This is a genomic window from Algoriphagus resistens, assembly GCF_001442615.1.
In the GTDB taxonomy this organism is placed as follows: domain Bacteria; phylum Bacteroidota; class Bacteroidia; order Cytophagales; family Cyclobacteriaceae; genus Algoriphagus; species Algoriphagus resistens.
Map to the genome: position 1 here is coordinate 17737 of NZ_LMXN01000020.1, position 18790 is coordinate 36526.

General features: G+C 41.6%; 13 protein-coding genes. 5 read left to right on the forward strand and 8 right to left on the reverse strand.

Annotated features, from left to right (window positions below):
* Positions 1–14: 14 nt before the first annotated feature.
* A complete protein-coding gene (locus tag AS141_RS23825; RefSeq protein WP_057940224.1) occupies positions 15–755 on the forward strand; it encodes a LytR/AlgR family response regulator transcription factor in 741 nt (246 codons plus the stop codon).
* 258 nt (positions 756–1013) lie between these two features.
* Here the strand turns inward: AS141_RS23825 and AS141_RS23830 are convergent, their stop codons facing one another.
* Positions 1014–1784: a cupin domain-containing protein gene (locus AS141_RS23830; RefSeq protein ID WP_198293604.1), complete on the reverse strand. Its 771-nt coding sequence runs from the start codon at positions 1782–1784 to the stop codon at positions 1014–1016.
* A gap of 225 nt (positions 1785–2009) precedes the next feature.
* Between AS141_RS23830 and AS141_RS23835 the strand changes: the two genes are divergently transcribed.
* Complete coding sequence (locus AS141_RS23835) at positions 2010–2588, forward strand: YceI family protein (protein ID WP_057940226.1); 579 nt, start codon at positions 2010–2012, stop codon at positions 2586–2588.
* Positions 2589–2794: 206 nt separating this feature from the next.
* Here the strand turns inward: AS141_RS23835 and AS141_RS23840 are convergent, their stop codons facing one another.
* Complete coding sequence (locus tag AS141_RS23840) at positions 2795–5476, reverse strand: TonB-dependent receptor (protein WP_057940227.1); 2682 nt, start codon at positions 5474–5476, stop codon at positions 2795–2797.
* Positions 5477–5496: 20 nt separating this feature from the next.
* Positions 5497–6327: a GLPGLI family protein gene (locus AS141_RS23845; RefSeq protein ID WP_057940228.1), complete on the reverse strand. Its 831-nt coding sequence runs from the start codon at positions 6325–6327 to the stop codon at positions 5497–5499.
* 114 nt (positions 6328–6441) lie between these two features.
* Between AS141_RS23845 and AS141_RS23850 the strand changes: the two genes are divergently transcribed.
* The 3 genes from AS141_RS23850 (at position 6442) to AS141_RS23860 (ending at position 9986) form a co-directional block, all read left to right on the forward strand.
* Positions 6442–7941 (forward strand): sensor histidine kinase, encoded by a 1500-nt coding sequence (locus AS141_RS23850; RefSeq protein ID WP_057940229.1) that lies wholly within the window; start codon positions 6442–6444, stop codon positions 7939–7941.
* Positions 7938–8618 (forward strand): response regulator transcription factor, encoded by a 681-nt coding sequence (locus AS141_RS23855; RefSeq protein WP_057940230.1) that lies wholly within the window; start codon positions 7938–7940, stop codon positions 8616–8618. Before AS141_RS23850 ends, AS141_RS23855 begins: the two co-directional genes overlap by 4 nt.
* Positions 8619–9047: 429 nt before the next feature.
* Positions 9048–9986, forward strand: coding sequence for a class I SAM-dependent methyltransferase (locus AS141_RS23860; protein ID WP_057940231.1), 939 nt, complete (start codon positions 9048–9050; stop codon positions 9984–9986).
* 43 nt (positions 9987–10029) lie between these two features.
* Here AS141_RS23860 and AS141_RS23865 read toward each other — a convergent pair whose 3' ends face one another.
* The 5 genes from AS141_RS23865 to AS141_RS23885 all read right to left on the reverse strand — a co-directional run bounded on the left by AS141_RS23865 (position 10030) and on the right by AS141_RS23885 (position 18789).
* Positions 10030–11580 (reverse strand): sulfatase family protein, encoded by a 1551-nt coding sequence (locus tag AS141_RS23865; protein ID WP_057940232.1) that lies wholly within the window; start codon positions 11578–11580, stop codon positions 10030–10032.
* A 37-nt stretch (positions 11581–11617) separates the two neighbouring features.
* The gene (locus tag AS141_RS23870) at positions 11618–14233 is read right to left on the reverse strand and encodes an alkaline phosphatase D family protein (protein ID WP_057940233.1); all 2616 of its coding nucleotides are present in this window, start codon (positions 14231–14233) and stop codon (positions 11618–11620) included.
* Between the two features lie 176 nt (positions 14234–14409).
* On the reverse strand, positions 14410–15828 hold the full coding sequence (locus AS141_RS23875) for a sulfatase family protein (RefSeq protein WP_057940234.1): 1419 nt from the start codon (positions 15826–15828) through the stop codon (positions 14410–14412).
* 31 nt (positions 15829–15859) lie between these two features.
* Positions 15860–17224, reverse strand: a complete 1365-nt coding sequence (locus tag AS141_RS23880) for a sulfatase family protein (protein ID WP_082632419.1) — start codon at positions 17222–17224, stop codon at positions 15860–15862.
* 14 nt (positions 17225–17238) lie between these two features.
* On the reverse strand, positions 17239–18789 hold the full coding sequence (locus tag AS141_RS23885; RefSeq protein WP_057940235.1) for a RagB/SusD family nutrient uptake outer membrane protein: 1551 nt from the start codon (positions 18787–18789) through the stop codon (positions 17239–17241).
* Position 18790: the final 1 nt, after the last annotated feature.

Below are 18790 nucleotides of genomic sequence, written 5' to 3' on the forward strand. Positions count from 1 at the left end.
CTTACCAGCTACATATGCTTGAAACATTTACCAAGACCAAAATATTATTAGTTGAGGATAATTTCAATCTTTCTGAAAATATCAGGGAAATCCTAAGCCTAAACGGGTATGAAATATTGGAAATCTTAGATGAAGCTGAGACCGCCTTGTTAACTATAGAATCAACTTCACCCGATGTGGTATTAGTGGACATCAAATTAAAGGGAACAAAAACAGGAATTGAGCTGGCTGAAGAACTTCGCCAGAGTATGGATGTCCCTATTGTTTTTCTTACTTCGGCTTCTGGGTCTGATGTAGTACAAAAAGTGAAGCATATTCGTCCTGACGGTTTTATCACCAAGCCATTTACTACCAATTCATTGATTACAGCTATTGAGCTGGCAATGGAAAATCACAAGAGTGAAGCAACCGAATATTCTAAACCAGAGAAAAACAACTCTGCAGATTTATTTATCAGAGAAAACGGCTGGCTTAAGAAAATCATAATTAATGATATTCACTGGATAAAAGCTGAAGGCACCTATACCCATATATTTGTCAATGGAAAACAGTATACCCTACGTAACACTGTAAAGGATCTGATGCAGAAACTACCTTGTGATCAATTCTCAAGAATTCATAAATCTTTTATAGTAAACCTGAATAAAATTGAGGCCTTTAGCTCTTCTATTGTAAAAATCGAAGATGGCGAAATTCCAATTGGAAGAAAATACTATCAAGAGCTATTGAAAAACATCAACAAGCTTTCAAATTAGTTTCTTTTCCGAGTGATCCAGCACACTCACCTTTCCCCTATCCGGGCCAATGGTTATCCCCATTTCAATTAATGGCCGGGCGATGGATTTTGACTGCTTTTTCCTTTAACCAATGCTTAATTTTTAATTTCGTTTTTAAAAATTACCACAGTTTAAACCTAAGCGCAATCAGCCTTTTAAAGAAGAGTCCAAGTGCTTTCCCAAGCTTCTTCCCCCATTTTCCAATTCATTTTATGCTTAATCTTTCCCAAGAAAGTATCACTTCCATTTAAACGCAAAATAGGAAGTAGGCAGGTCTGCCGTATTGCGAATACCATGAACCAACTGGGATTCTATAAAATAAAAGTCTCCTGCAGTAGCACTGTACTCCTTGCTGTCTATTGTCATTGTTGTCTCGCCGGATATCATAAGTATCATCTCCGACTCTCCATGTGCATGCGGTTCGTGACTTGGTCCTCTTTTATCCAGTGTCGTCACATGCATCTCTAACCTCTCGCACATGGCTGTAGACCTGTCAAAATAAGATCGGCTCCCACCATTTTTACCAGGTTTGAATGCCAGAGAATCTGCATTTATCATCAGGGAATTCCCAGAGACAATACCTCTTTCTATATCCATTTTATTTTTGGACCGATATCTTATCACAAAATAGGTAAGAGGGCCATCTCCGGCATTAGAAAGGGAATGCATCTGCTGTGGCATTAAGGACACCACCCCATTTACTCCCAATATTGTACTCTTCCCCTCAATGGTTACTTTCATAAGTCCCTCCTTTACGATAATAATCTCTTCAATATCTTCATTGGCATGTGCAGTACTGGGCTTGGCACCAGCCATCTGTGTGGTCGCATGCATTTCGAAGTATTCCAGGTGAGGGGATACACCCTCAACTATAGGACGGGACACCCGATCTCCATTCGAAACCACCTCGTGGTCACTCCATTTGAATACACCTGATTTGATTGTTGGGAGTTGTGCAAACGTAGAGAGTGTCATAAGGCAAAAGAGGGAAACAAATAAATATTTCATAACAAAAATCCGAGATGGCATCAAGCTAAATATAAGCAATAGTATTAAAATAACTGGCATTTATGATAATCAGACAGGTGCATCAACTTTTACTGCCGCATAACACCTAAGAACACATCTGGAGTAACAGCACTATAAATGATAATCAATCAGAACCTTATACCATCTTGTTCCGTCTTATTTTACTCTTACCAAATCACTTTATCAACCAAACATCTAATACGTATGAAAATCTTTACTTTACTAGCCACATTGGCTTTTACAGCATTCTCCCTTACACCGGAAGTAGCAACAGTGAATACCGCAGAAAGCACGATCACCTGGACAGCCAAAAAAGTTACAGGTCAACATCATGGAAAAGTGCCTATCACCTCCGCAACACTGGATTATCAAAACAGCAGAATCCTTGGCGGTACTTTCGAGATGGATATGACCGGCTTGACCGTAGAAGACATTACCGATCCAGATATGAACAAAAAACTAAGTGACCATCTTAAATCAGATGATTTTTTCTCTGTAGAAAAGCATAATAAGTCAACTTTTAAAATCACTGATGCAAAAACAAGTAATGGAAAGGACTACGATATCACCGGAGATCTCACCATCAAAGGCATCACCAAGCCCGTTACTTTTCCAGCCACAGTGGAAGTAAATAGTGGTAAAATCACTGCGACAGGTAAACTGACTTTTGACCGTACGCACTATGACATCAAATTCCGCTCAGGATCTTACTTCGAAAACCTCGCCGACAAAATGATCTATGACGATGTGGAACTGGATGTGAAACTAGTTGCCAGCGAGTAACCATCATTCGAGTCCAACAGGAAAGGCCGGGAAGTCTCGGCTTTTCTTGCTTAAAATTTTCGCTAACTAATGCATTTGAAACCCCTGTTTTCTAAAGCTTTAGACCAAAACCTAAATAGAATCAGCTAAAATACTGGCTATAAGTCCTGTCACGTCCTGATTTTACCAATACGACACCTACTTAGACATTCCAACTCCAAGCCTTATCAAATATTCCACTTTACTGTGAACAACCCATATCTCGGCTGGACCAAATAGGAATAGGTACTGATCAAATTCTCAGTAAAACTATCCCGCCGGATAGATCGGGTATCTAGAATATTCCAAACTGTCAGCCTAAATTCCCATGGACTTGACTTGCCCTGATAGCTGAGAAAAGCATTGAAGAAATCAAACTCGCTTTTCGTATTCGAAGCCTTGTTCAAATAGGTATTGTAAGTATAATCGGCATTAAGTTTCAGTCCATTCCAGATATCCCAGTCAACTTCGATTTTTGGACTGTGCGTGCTAAATGTATTTCTGGCATTGGTGGATTTATAAAAGTTCTGATCCCAGGAATAGCCCAGATCTACTTCTACAGTTTTCATAAATGTACTGGTGAATTTAAAAAAGTACGAGTGCGCAAACTGGCTGTTATTGATCAGAATATGATCCACAAGGCTATTGGTAGAATAGTTGTTCCAATTCCCTCCACCGCTGATTTTGAACGATTGAAACCGCTTATCTGCCTGCAAACTGGCCGTCAATGTCTCGTTAACAGGAGCAATGTTCTGGATACCCAATATACGATTGATGCCTATAAAGTTTGTGGTATTGACTAAGTCCTGATGCTTTCTGCTCCAGGTGAGACTACCAAATAAATTAAGCGCAGAAAAGAAATCAAAATGGTTGTATCCCAGCGTCTGGGTGAAAAACAGCCCATTGTCCAACTGCCTGTTTCCCCTGAAAACAGAATTGTAATCCGATATCACCAGTCCTTGGGCAAGTTTCTGAATATCCATGAAATTCGCATGGCTACTAAACCTATATGTCAGCGATCGATTTGATTTGATGCTCCATTTGGCATACATCCCCGGAAGCAGCAAGAATTTGTCATCGCCCAATTCCTCTTCCATTTGTATGTCATTCCAGGCATATCTATGCAAATAAAGCGAAGGGCTGATCACCACTGACTTCCATTTGGTTTTGTAAGTCATACCCAGATACAAATCCTGAAAATCAAACCGGGAATCATTCTCAAATCCCCCCATATCTACTTGAGTTGAAGTTTTTTCCTGCACCACATTTCCCACCAGCTCCTGACGTGTTTCAGTATAGCCCAGACTCCAGTTGATATGATTGGTAGGATTGAGGATCGCATAGTAGTTGATGACACCTTCGACAGTCCGGGTTTTGATGTCCTGATTTTGCAGAAAACTATAGGTCTCCTGATCCAAAACAGGCATTATCCCCGCAAATGGTTTTTGGTTGGTTGTCAGATCATAAAGTGGGTTTTGGTATTTTTTCTCCCAGTTCACCTCCATGGAAAAGACGCTTTTATCTGAAGGTGCATGGTACCATTCCGCTTTTTGCTGAAGGGTATAGGGCTGTCTGCTTTGGTAACTTATGATCTGCTGGCTGATTTGCCCAAAATCAGAATCCAGAAAGTTCTCATTGGCTATATCTGCCCACTTCCCGAAAGCACTATATTTCACGTAAGTTTCCTCCTTCGGAGTGAAGGTCACAGCATACTTTATCAGGCCGGATTTATTCTCCACAGTACTTGCCGAAGCGAGCGTTTCCTGATTGTTTTCATCCGTTCTCAAATAAGTTCTCTGGGATGAAGAGCCCAGTTTATTTTCAGATGACGAGCCTATCGCAAAGCCAGAATGTCTCCATCTGGAAGATGGATTGAAATTCAGGTTTACGGCCGCAAGTTCTGTCTGTAAACTAAGGGCATTATTCCGCTGCGCCATGGGAATCCCCAGATCATCTGGGCTTACATTAAGCGTGGAACCTGACTTTCCAGCCAAATCTGCCAATCCTCCGCTGAACCTAACATAATCCTGTAGGGTAAAAGCCAGCTCTCCTACGTTATTGGCATCGGCGATCAGATTGATGTTCATTTTTGGAGAATAGTAAAAAGCATTCGCATGCCCCAAATAGCGTTCTTCTGGCCCGGCACCAACAGACAGATCTCCAAAAACCATGTTCTTTTTACCCTCTTTCAACTGGATATTTAGTGCCAGACTCTCATCATTATCCAATCCACGAACTGGCGCTATTTCATTGAAATTCTTAAGAACCTGAACCCGGTCAACCGCATTTGCCGGTAGGTTTTTGGTAGCAAGCTTGGTGTCCCCATCAAAGAAGTTCTTACCGTCCACCATCACTTTATCTACCTTCTTGCCCTGGACTTTCACTTCCCCATTGTCATCTACTTCGAATCCGGGGAGCTTTTCCAATACGTCTTTGAGCTTCCGTTCCGTACCCGTCGTAAATGCATCGGTCTTGTAAGTAAGCGTATCGCCTTGCATGGTGATGGGTAGTTCTGTCACGACTTCCACCTGGTCCAACATGGTTTCATCCTGGCTAAGAACGATTTTCAACTGTTCCTGATCTGACCATTCGGTTATCTTCAGTTCAAATTGCTTATACCCTACAAAAGATACACGCAACAAATATTCCGAACCCGGGACCAATCCTATCTTGAATCTCCCCTCCCCGTCGGTAATACCAAATCCCCCGATCTTTTGGGTTGTCTGATTGATAGCTACCACATTGGCATAGGCTATTGGCTGATTGAGGCTATCCAGTACCTGACCTATGAGGTTTTTGTTTTGGGAAAAAGAGGGCAAAGCAATCAGAAGGAAACATCCGATTGACAGAAAGTGCTTTAGAAATAACATACGTATGATTTTCGAAGCGGTTAATTCCCTATTCTGATAGTCATCTTGTTGCCCTCTCCTGGTTTGCCAGAATACCTCTTCATCATCTCATTCATTTTTTCCTCTGAAAGGGCCTGATAATCCTCACTACTGATCATCTCCCCTTTTTCGGGGATTTCTAGTCGTACAGGCTCATTGGGATTCAAGACTATCCGTTCAGCAATGTAGGTTATACCCTGGTTCTGAAGCTCCAGAATTAGCCCTGGCAATCCCCAAAAATCTTCCGGTCCATGGCTTACCGGAATCTGCATGGCAAACCACGCCGTCACATTCACTGTATCAATACTTGCTTCCATTTCATCCTTTCCCACAGAAAAAACCTTGCTCTCCATAGTTCTGGAATAGACAGCCTTTTGACAGGTATATTCCCCGATTTTCTTGCTTTCTCCAGTCAACTCCCAGTTGTAATTCTTCAGACTGTCTTTCACCAAAAAAACTTTTCCCATTAGGTCTTCTTCCCTGATGTAATTTTGCCCGGCCACATTTTTATAGAGTAATCTGTCTTCATTTCCTGCCTGAATTACGATTTTAGCTCCGCCTGAAGATGCTGTAGCGGGTCCGGAGCCCAGGCTTTCAACTTGTTTCCAGTTGGATTCTGTCTGGGAAAAAGTAAGCACATATTCGCGTTCCATCTGCTTTTTCAATTGCTTTTGGAGATCAGCCATGACTTCTGGAGCCATTTTGGTGCTGTCCATGGAAACTTTGAAACTGGAGGAAGATTTGTAAAAAACCCTACCGGTAAGACCTTGGGCATTTACATTGGTAATAAAGCCCATCAGAGCAAGGGAGAGAACTAGTATCCGTATGTTCATAGCTGTAAATTAGTTGCTACAAACCAAGATAAACTGATCCTAGAACTCAGTTAACCAGTGTTAACGTGTGTTAACATTCGATTTTATGTAGTTCATAGCATCTACTTTAGTCCTGTGAAAAAGCTACAGTTCAAGCGGATAGGAATACTTATTGCCCTCACATTGACGGTGAGCATTGCTGTGCAGATTTATAGAAATTACACACAGTTTAAGCAAAATGAGACACAGCTGGCAGCTGATATACAGCAGAGCCTGGACAATGCTTTGGAAGTATATTATGCCGATTTGGCTAAAACGGATGTGATTGCACTGACCAGAAAACGGGGCGCAAATTTAAACCTGCCTAACTTCAGTAAAACAACAATTGACAGTCTTGGCGATACTTTCTTTAAAAAAAGAGGCAGAGGCCGCAACTTGTTTATTACCCTTGATAAAGAAGAAAAAGATGGGGAATTGAAGGAAACTGAAAGCCTCAGTTTCCAAACCCGTATAGATACATTGAGAAATATTACCGGAATAGGGGAATTTCATACCATCAATATTATTAAAGGCATGATTGCCTCTGACAGTGTCAATAATCTAAAAAACCTGACCCATCAAATCATCATATCGATGGCAAGGGATTCACTTGATTTTGACAAAATAAATACGCTGGTAAAAAATGAGCTGGACAGACGGGATATTGCTGTCAAGTATGGCTTACTCCACTACGAGGGTGACAGTATAGCGGGATCGTTTAATTACCCTGCATTGAAGAAAATGCCTTTTTCCACAGTTTCAAAATCGACTTTCTTGCCGCATGGCCAAAAGCTGGAAATGTACTTTGAGAATACGGCTCTGACTGTCATGAAACGGGGAGCCGTGGATATCCTGATGTCAGTCATCTTTCTGCTGATCATTGCAGGGGCTTTTTATTACCTGTACCAGACCATCAAAAACCAAAAGGAAATCGCTGAAATCAAGGAGGATCTCATCGGAAATATCAGCCATGAGTTCAAAACACCTATTGCCACAACGCTCTCGGCGATAGAAGGAATCGAGCAATTCAACCCAGAAAACAATCCGGAAAAGACCAAAAGATATCTGGGGATTTCAAAAGGACAATTACTCAAGCTGAACCTGATGGTAGAAAAACTGTTGGAAACTGCCGCACTGGATTCTGACCAGTTTCTATTGCAAAAAGAAGAAGTAAACCCTATTTCTATTCTTAGCACATTGGTGCAGAAGTTCCAGACTTTATTTCCGCAAAAAGAAATTGAACTGGTAGTACCAAGCAAAATTTCTCCTATACATGTAGATCCTTTTCATTTTGAGAACACGCTCTCCAACCTGATGGACAATGCGCTCAAATATGGTGGTGATGAAGTAAGAATCACCATAGACCAGAGAACGACTACCCGTATCAATATCTGGGACAATGGAGGGAATATCAGCGAAGATCAAAAAGAAAAGGTTTTCGAACAGTTCTATAGAATCCCTAAAGGAAATCTCCATGATGTCAAAGGCTTTGGCATAGGGCTATACTATGTGAAGAAGATCATCGAAAAACATGGAGGAAAAATCGAGCTGGAGTCGGCATCAAAAAGCACCTCCTTTAACACAACTTGGCCATGAGCAAAATCAGAATTCTTTTAGCTGAAGATGAAATGGCGCTTGGCATGATCGTCCAAGAAAGTCTGGAAAGCCGGGATTTTCATGTCACTCTTTGCCCCGATGGTTTGCAAGCCTGGGAAAGCTATCAGCAGTCCAAACCTGATGTACTGGTTCTGGATGTGATGATGCCAAAAAAAGATGGATTCGCTCTTGCCGGGCAGATCCGCAAAACTGACCCTTACACGCCTATTATCTTTCTGACTTCCAAATCCCAGACCGAAGACGTGCTCAAAGGTTTTGGGCTGGGAGCAAATGATTATGTACGAAAACCCTTCAGCTTGGAGGAGCTTATCGTGCGGATCAAAGCCCAGCTTAACCGACTTCTGTTGCGCCAAAATCAATCAGACTGGGTACAACTTGGAATGTATGAATTTCATCCCACCAAACAGCTTTTAAAACTAGAAAAAGGAGAATTCCAGCTCACTTCCCGAGAATCGCAATTGCTGAAAATTCTTTTGGAGAATGCCAATCAGATCACTGACAGAAGTTTAATCCTTACGCAGATTTGGGGATCGGATGACTTTTTCAACGCCAGAAGCATGGATGTTTTTATTACCAGACTGCGCAAAAAGCTACAGGAAGATCCTCAGATTCAGATTTTAAATGTTCGCGGATTCGGCTATAAGCTGGTCTGCTAAACTGACAAAATCAAGCTTAACATTTTTTAAAACTTTTTTGGGGTGCTCCCAAAAAATTATCCTTCCAGACCGTACGTTATAATCCCGAAGAGAATCTTGACCCTACTAAGATTTTGTGTGGAGAAAAGTCAGGGGTAAGGCTGCGTGGATTTTCAAGAAAAAAAACCACTCAGCCCCTCTGCACCACGCGACAATCTTCACACAAAAGCCTGAAAATCCCGGTAGTCTCTCCTTGCTTTTATTCTATTTTCACCCATCGGGGAATGGCCTGCTCTGCTTTATCATATTCATTACTTTTTATGAGGTCAGGATAACGCGGCCCCTTGCGAACATAGGGAATTTCCCTAATTTAGCCTCCCAAACCAGTCTTCCCACGTAAACTTAGGTAATTGTAGAGAAACAAGTTACCCTTTAAAACAGCCACTTTTTATGGATAACAGCCACTTCGAGAATGAAGAAACAGTAAAAGAAGATTTGGAGGAAATCAAAAAAGTCTTTAACACGGATTCCATACTCAGGGAAAACTTTACTAATTCAAGGGTTCAGAAATATTATAAGTACAGCAGTTTCGCATACTCCAGGTACCATTCTAAGGAAGGTTCTGTACACATTGCTTTGAATTATGATGGGACTTATAGCCCTGAAGGACATTATAGACAAGCAGATGAAATCAATGATTTGATAAAAGAAAACAGCAAAGTCCTGGAACTGGGTTGCGGCAAAGGATTCAATACCTCCCGGCTGGCAAATAAAAACAAAACCTCACAATTTTACGGAATCGATATCTCTGATGCTCAGCTAAATTACGCCAGAAAAACAATTAAAAACACCACCAACTTATCCTATTTTAAAAGAGATTTTCAAAACACTGAGTTTGACAATGATATGTTTGATATCGTCTTTGCGATAGAAAGTGTATGCTATTCCGAAGATCTTGATGGCCTGATAAAAGAAGTAAACAGGATTATTAAAAAGGGCGGTAAATTTATTATTTATGATGCTTTTAGAACCCCAAATCTTGAAAACAGAAGCAATACAATAAAAGAAAGCGTTTCACTATGTGAAAAAGCGATGGCAGTCAATAGTTTTTTTCCGGTTTTGGATTGGATAAAAACCTCTGAATCAAATGGTTTTGAAGTCACCCAAAACGAGGATATATCGTTGGCCGTAATGCCTAATCTTAAGAAGCTTTATACTAGCTGCAAGAATTTTATCAAGAATAAATTTAAAGCCAGGATTATCTATAAAATTGCGCCTTCAGACATTATCAAAACCTCAATCTCAGGCATATTTATGCCTCATACTATCATGCAAAAGACAGTAAGCTACAATAGAATCATAATGACCAAGGTCGCTGAGAGCAAATAATACCCCAGATCCTTCATCTCATTTCAAATTACCGAAAAGCCACCTATTTCAATACCACTTCCTCCACTTTAGATTCCGGTTCACCAAAGATAGCAGTGTAATCCATGATCATTTCTTCCAACTTTTCGGGGTTAGACTCGGCAAGGTTATCCGTTTGTCCAATATCATTTGTAAGATTATACAACTGGTAGTTTGGATCATTTCCGATTTCGATATTAACTGACTCTATTTTAGCCGCTCCCCGGTAGGGAGGGATCATAATCCACTCGCCTTTTCTTAGCGCAGTTCTTCCAGTAGCTTCCAGCACCAATTCAGTTCTTCCTGTCTTTTCCTTTCCTAGAAAAGCAGGCAATAGATTTTGGCTATCATCAGTAAGCGCTGCACTTCCTGTCAAAGATGCCAAAGAACTGAAAAAATCCACCTGACAAACCAATGCATCAGACACCATAGGCTGGACTTTCCCTTGCCAGTAAACCACAAATGGCACCCGGGTTCCTGCTTCAAAAAGACTGTATTTACCACCTCTCAACGGACCCGCCGGAGTATGGGTACCCAGCTTTTCTACCGCATCATCATAGTATCCATCATTCAGAACAGGACCATTGTCACTGGTGAAAATTATCAAGGTATTGTCAACTAAACCTTCTTCTTCCAAGGTTTTCATAAATTCCCCTACCATCCAATCAGCCTCCAAAATCACATCTCCTCTGGGCCCCATACCTGATTTACCTACAAATCTAGGATGTGGGGTTCTCGGCACATGCGGCTGCTGAAACGCATAGTAAAGGAAAAAAGGCACTTCTTTATGTGACTTCACATAGCTTTGTGCTTTCTCCAAAAAATGGTCTGCCATGTCCTCATCCTTCCATTTGGCCGACTCTCCGCCTTTCATAAAACCGATTCTGGGAATACCGTTCACTATGCTGTTGTTGTGGCCATGGTGCCATTTCATTGTAGTCATTTCAGGATTGTCCTTTCCGGTGGGTTCCCCTTCGAAATTCTCATCATAACTCACTTCTATGGGATCATTAGGATCTAAATTTACCACATTGCCATTCTCGATATACACCGTAGGCACCCGGTCTTGTGTAGCTGCCATAATATAGCTGTACTCGAAGCCTATTTCATTTGGCCCTGGACTGATGTGTTTATTCCAATCCACACTTCCACTACCAAGTCCCAAGTGCCATTTCCCCACAACTCCGGTTTTATAGCCTTGGCCTCTGAGCATTTTTGGGAGAGTAAGTTGGGATGTGCTGATCAGCAGAGGCGCTGTACCGGGAAGGATCTTAGCATCCTTATTTCTCCAGGGATACATGCCAGTAAGCAAGCCATATCTACTAGGTGTGCAAGTTGCCGATGTTGCATAGCCATTGGTAAAACGAACACCGCCATCTGCAAGCTTGTCAATATTGGGCGTAGAAATCTCAGTTGCCCCATAGGAACTCAAATCCCCATAACCCAAATCATCCATGTAGATGATCACAATATTTGGTTTGGTCGCTGTATCTTCCGCTGCCTTCTCTTGGGCAGAGCCGCAACTAAAAAAAAGAGCAGTACCCGCCACCCCAACTAAAATCTCTTTAAAACCCATAATCTTAACTTTATTAGTATTATTAATCCCTAAAAACCTACTCTGTAAAATTAACTTGAATTACTTCAGACTGATTACTTTTGGTTGTAAGTCCTGCATACGTTTTGATAAGGCTTTTATTGCGATCTGTCACTTCTATCCTATGCTTATCTGCAGAAAACACTTTTGGCTGAAAGCTTTTCGTATTTACGGGCAACCCATATTCAAGCTCTCCTGTGGACTCATTAAAAACTGAAACAACCGGATTTTCAACACCTTCTAAATTCAAGGTGGGTAAGTAACCGATGGCTTTTCTGGCATAATTATCCTTTTGGGCAACAGTAAGTGGCCACCCGTCGTATTGCCCGTTAGGATTGGAAGTGGGATCGACATTTCTTGGCCAGCATTCGATTTTCATCGTGCGCTCATTCTTGTCGAAAGTAATCATGCCATATCCTGTACCCCTATCATAAATTCTTGCGGGTTCCAACCCTGTTTTATAGGGATTTGCTACAGCCATGATGGTCATTTTATTTCCGAATCCGTCCTCAAAGTCTCCCGTATTTTTTGCCCCTGCCTGATAAGGTTTATGCCCTTCCTGTATTTGAGGCCACCAGCGTCTTGGCCATAAATTATTTAGGGCAGGCCCGGCAAAAGCAAATCCTGAATCACCGAACTCCTCCACCCCATAATGCACAGTACTTGCCAAATGCTGATCTCCGGCGATATGCAGGGCGAAAGCTTTGCGGATAAGTCTCACGGCCTTATCTCTCCCTATTTGCGGCCAGCCATTCGAATCCATGTCTGTAGTAGGCGCATCACCAGCTACATATTCCCCCTTCTCAGGGGTGGGCAAACTTGGCACCATACTATCGATAATACTTCCTTCCGGCAAAGTGGCAACGGTACAGAAATTCGTCTGGGACAACACAGCTTTCATCTGCACACCAGCCCCCCATTTCTCTGTCCAGGTTTCGAGAAAATCCAGCTGTCTTTTCCCCAGAAGTTCTGCATCAATATCATAATATCTTTTAATGTCAAAATCAGGATTTTGGATAAAACCATTCATAACTTTTGCCTCCTCAGGCAGAACATTTTTTGGAGCAGACTTAAATTTTCTGTCCTCCAAAATAGCAAAACTCACTCCTCCGTATTCCCAGTCCGTATAATAAACATTTATCCCTTGCTCCACAGGAGTCGGGTCAAACGCATCAGGCAAGTGGCTGGTCTGGCACTCCTGAATCATATTCACCCACTCGGGAGGCATTTTGTAGCCTCCTTGATCCTGAGCCACATAGCCCCACCCATCATCAGATGGCGCATGCTTACCTCCTTCGCCCCATACATTGCCATGGTATACATCATGGTCATCCGGGATAATTGCCGCAGGGATAGTCCTGAAAATATCCCGGTATGACCAGCCAAACATATACCATTTGTGCAGATAGTCCAGGTAAGATTTCTCCAGTGGGCTGGTTTGGATCCCAAATCCCCCAGTCCCTTCATAAAACTGGTCTCCGAGGAATAAAGCCATATCAGGCCGGTGCTTTTTCACATGAACCACCACTTCCTGATCAGGAAACCCATGATCGGCATTACAGCTAAAAACAGCCACTTTCAAATCTTCATAAGATTTAGGCTGGCTGGCTATCTCCCCATAATAACTAAATTCCTGGGTTTTATCCAAAAGGGGCACCCTCATCCAAACTCGATATGGAATCATTTCATCATGCTCCCAGCCATCTATTCTAAACTTTGCAATTCTTCCATTGGGGTCTAGCGAAGCGGTCTGCACCATCTCCCAATCGTTTTCCTTTTTAACCTGTAGTTCAATTTTAAGGCTTCGAATCGACTCAAGCGGGGCAAGTTGTGCCGTTAACTTAAGTGTGTTTTTATGAAGGGTATATTGGGCAAAGAAAATCGGTCCAAAGACCTGATCGGCAGATTCTACAATTTTATCCCCTTGAAAAACCCAATCAGAGAAAGCTGCTAAAGCAGTTGAAGTCTCTTCCTTCTTCGGGCAATTTGCAATCAATGCCAAATTACCTTGTAAATCCAAAGCAGCAATGTCATCAGTTGATAACACAAGTGTATTCTTTTTATTTTTTCCTGCAGAAGCTGAAAGTGCCAGCCTATGTTTTCCTTTATCGGATATACTGGTTAAACTCAAAGAAACCGGTTGGGATAAATCCAATTTCTCCTCGCTCAGCTTATCTCCGATCATCAATTGACCGGTACCGGTGATTCCCACATCCAGCCCCTTACCGAACACAGCGGCAGAACGGTAGTCATCGAAAATTCCTTTTGAGCCAAGTCTAAATCCGACATAAGCCGCCGCATTGCCCTCTAATTCCGAATTCTTCCACTCAACAACCACAGTTTGTTGAAAATCTTTATTTCCGGTTCCCAGCTGGTGCGTAAGTATATGTAACGCCCTGTTTGGTGCAGAAATGTTACAGAGAGCCTTACCTTCGACGATCTCCCAATCCTGTAACCTATTGCCCCAAAATTCCGGGCCGATCCATTTCATATCAGGCCAGTTCTCCCAGTTACTTTTGAAGCCTCCAGCGGTATTGGTGAGTATTTTTTTGATACTGGTAAAGCCTTGTGAAAAGAAAAAAGGAGTTGAAAAGGTAGTCAAGGCCACTGCCTTGACTGCAGATCTGCGTTTCATCGGTTATTAGTTTAAATGACGATGGCTGACATTTGCAATTTACATTCATCAAATGCCAGCCGATCTCAAATTAGGCCTATTGTTCTAATCCATAATTAACCAAATTTTCTCATTTTACCCTCACAAAAACATTTTTGAGCAATCTTTTTCAAGATCTAATAGTTAAGATTCAATATTTACTTTATGATAACCTTCTCCAATTGAGTTTCACCAAAAACCATTTTCTCCTGATGTTTCTTTGCCAATACTTCAATTTCTTGAATTACTTCAGGGTGCTTGTCTGCAAGGTTAAATCGCTCTGAAGGATCCTGCACCAGATTATAGAGCGTAACCATTTCTAATTTCTCAAGTTTCTCAGGGTATCCTGCTGGATTATTGCTGTAGTAATAAAGTTTGAAATCCCCTTTTCGCACTGCAAACAAATGATCCCCATGATAATAGAACATCTCTTCTCTCGGAGATTGATTTTCTCCTTTTAAAACAGGACTCAGATCAAACCCGTCATAAAGTCTATCCTGTGGAATCTTTGCTCCAGCTAAACTGACAATAGTGGGCAATATATCCAACGTACTTCCCATCTTGGATACCACACCAGGCTTCACATTACCCGGACCCCATATCACAGCAGGTACACGTACACCGCCTTCATAACTGGTCCCTTTTCCTCCAAACAGCAATCCTGAACTTCCCCCTTGTCCATCAAATACTAACCATGGTCCATTGTCGGAAGTGAATATCACATACGTGTTTTCTGCCAATCCATTTTCCTTAAGCGTAGTTAAGATCTCGCCCACACTCCAATCTATCTCTTCAATCACATCTCCATATAGGCCACGCTCACTTGTACCTCGGAAATCATCGGAAGTAAATAAGGGAACATGGGGAAGTGAATGAGCCAAATACATGAAAAATGGCTGGTTCTTATTTTCCTTAATGTATTTTACCGCTTCTTCAGTATACCGCTTGGTAATGGTGTTTTGATCCGCTGGACGCTCAATTATTTCTGTATCCCGCATGAGCGGCACATTGAAATTTTGGTACTTTGGATCTATGAATACCTCTTTATAATCGATATCATTTACCCTATCCATATCATTGCTATAAGGAATTCCGTAGTAGGTATCGAACCCATGACTGGTTGGGAGGTACTGAGGTAGATGCCCTAAATGCCATTTTCCAATTGCAGCGGTAGCATAACCCACTTCTTTGAGCAACTTAGCAATGGTATTTTCATATGCTGGAAGTCCTCCATCTGAATCGGGAAACAAAACACGTCTCTTATTGCTATACATCCCCGTTCGGACAGGTAATCTTCCTGTCAAAAGTCCCGAGCGGCTTGGAGTACATACATTGGCTGCAACATAGAAGCTGGTCCATTTTTGACCTTCGACAGCCATTTGATCAATATTTGGAGTTTTAATAGTAGGATGTCCAAAGGTTCCTAGATCCCCATATCCTTGATCGTCTGTAAAAATGACGATAAAATTGGGTTTTGAATCCTGCCCCAAGGCGTGATTGCCCAGGCATAATCCAGTCAAAAGACTAACGACTAGCAGTGCTTTATGGAAATTTATATGCTTCTCGATTATATTCATTTTAGTAATAATTAAAAGTGGATGTAACATTTTATAAGGTTGGTTTCTGCCAAGGTACCCGACCTCCTTCTTGGATGTGGCGCATAAGTACCTTGTTCAATTTTTCATAAACCTCCGGATTCTCTTCAATTACATTTTTTGATTCCTGTGGATCAATTTCAAGATTATATAATTCCATCGGTTGGGTTGGAGAGTTTTGTAGTAGTTTCCAGTTGCCCAGTCTAAGCGCGTGATAGGCTTTCCCACCATACTTTAGCCCTCCTTCTCTTCTTACAAAATACAACTCCCGCTCTTCACTCAGATTTTTTGAACCTAAAAGCGTCCTTAAGAAGCTTCGCCCCTCAATTTTAGATGAAATAGGAGTTGCTGTCAGTTCCATCAAGGTCGGAAAAATATCCATTGTCAAATTAATCTCGGAAGTTGAAGAACCTGCGGTAATTTGACCTGGCCAGGTTACAAAAGTTGGTACTCGTAGACCACCTTCGTACATGCTCTGCTTCCCATCTCGCAAATCACCGTTATTGGCCATATCCGGCAGATGCCCCCCATTGTCACTACTGAAAATGATCAATGTGTTTTCATATTGGCCACTTTCCTTCAAAGCTTGGATTACGCTCCCTATCCCATCATCCATATGCTCAATTAAGGCAATCAAGTCCGCTCTTTTTGCAGGAAGTGATGGATCTCGGTTTTGCACTTTTTCTTTCCACTCTGTCGGGGGTTGTACTGGAAAATGGGGTGCATTGTATGCTAAATAAAGAAAGAATGGTGCTGCTACATTCACTTGAGAATGAATGTAATCTCGAGCCCATTTCGAAAATAAATCTGTAGCATGTCCCACTGGATCTATTTCATTTTCATTAAGCCGCATATAATTTTTTCCAAATCTCGTATGTGCCTCATAATCCTCCATCATATCTTCCAACCAGCCGTGAAATAGATCAAATCCTTTTTCATTTGGAAGATTTGGACTTTCTAGGCCAAGGTTCCACTTTCCAATATGAGCAGTGTTATAACCTGATTCTTTGAGTTTCTGCGGAAGTGTGATCGCTTTAGGATCGAGAAAACCCCAATTATCCTCCGGATGAGATCTGATTAACCCCGGAACACCTACAAAATCAGGATATCTTCCCGTCATCAAGGAAGCACGTGTAGGTGCACAAACAGGGGAATTGGAATAGAAATTATCGAACCGCATTCCTGCTTTACATAATTCATCGATATGCGGAGTTCGAATGTCCTTGGTACCATAATATGATACATCATGATAACCTTGATCGTCCGTCAGGATAATCAGGATATTTGGCTTTGCATCCGGTAGTTGCTGACACAAGGCATTGCTTTGATAAAGCATCAATAACGGTATAAGCCAACCTTTAACTAAGCTATTGTACATTATTTGAAGTTTATCTACCATCCTGGATTCTGAACTAAATTATCGTTCAGTGACAGCTCGCTTTCCGGTATTGGTAACAAGTCGTAATATTCCAGATAGCCATTCGGAAATTTACTTTCGATCAATCCTCCTTCGTGATTTTTCACCTCAACTGGGTAAATATCCTTACCAATATCCCAACGTCTTATATCGGACCAATACAGTCCCTCCAAAGCAAATTCGACTCTTCTTTCTTTCCTTAGTTTCTCCCTTGCAATCGCTTGAGACATGCCCATTGGTAATGTCTCTAATTTTACATCAGCTCTTTCAGTTCTGATCCTATTGATAAGCTGGATTGCCTCATCTATATTTCCATTTGTCTCAATAATGGCTTCGGCTTTGGCAAGCAAAACGTCTGCATACCTCATTACAATGTAGTTGAGATACGACTGACCAGAAGGGGGCAAATCTTTTAATTCTTGTATTCTGTATTTCCTCGTAGTGAGATGTTTAAGACGATTTCCAGGATGGTTGAAGGCACCACCGGGATAGATGTAGTTGGGAAACTGGTGATCCAGGATAAATGATCCAGGAATAACAATGGTGAACTCCATTCTCGGATCTCTTCCTTCGTACGGATTTTGAGGGTCAACTTCTGAGCCGTCTATTTTCTCGTATGCATTGACTAAATTATCGGTGGGAACGTATCTTGTACCCCTTGTGAAACTGCCGGTGCCTGTGCCGCAATATTGATCGATAAAAGAACCTTGGGCGTTTTCACCGGCAATGTATTGCACATCAAACATTACTTCTCTATTATTCTCATTTTCAGGCCGAAACAAACCTTCATAGCTATGGTATAACCCATATTTCCCCAGAGCCTCAATTTCATTGATCACACTTAATACTTTCTCATATTTGCCCTGATACAGGTATGCTCTCATCTTCAACCCGAGTGCGGCCCCTTTGTCTGCTCTACCCACCTCTACTGCTTCAGCATTAAGATTTGCGATAGCAATATCATAATCAGAAATCACCTGACTCCAAGTTTCTTCCAGACTAGCTCTGGATATATTCCTGGCTTCATCTGCTGAGATTGCTCCACTGATCAATGGCACCCCACCATAGGCATCAGCTAAAAGTGAATAAGCCAAACCTCTTAAAAAATGTGCTTCCCCGATATAGATGGTTTTAACATCTGAATCCAGTTCAACAAGGTCAAGAATACTTAAGAGATAATTTGCCCGATATATAATACCATAGCACCTTGTCCATCTGAAAGTAACTATATCTGCGTCACTTGATGATAACTGTCCATTTCCTGCTTTGGCTATTGGCGTATTGCCCCAATTGTAAGCATTTGGAGTAGCTCCATCTAATATCCCGAACCCAAACAGGCCTTCATTATAAACTGAACTTTCTCTTAACAAGGCATATACTCCATTGACCGCAAGCTTAATATCAGCTTCATTTTCCGGGAAATTTGCTGAAGTAATTTTATCTTCTGGCAACACATTCAATAGCTCATCTCCACATCCAGAGAAAAGTAATGATATGATTAATATAATTATATATTTGATTTTCATA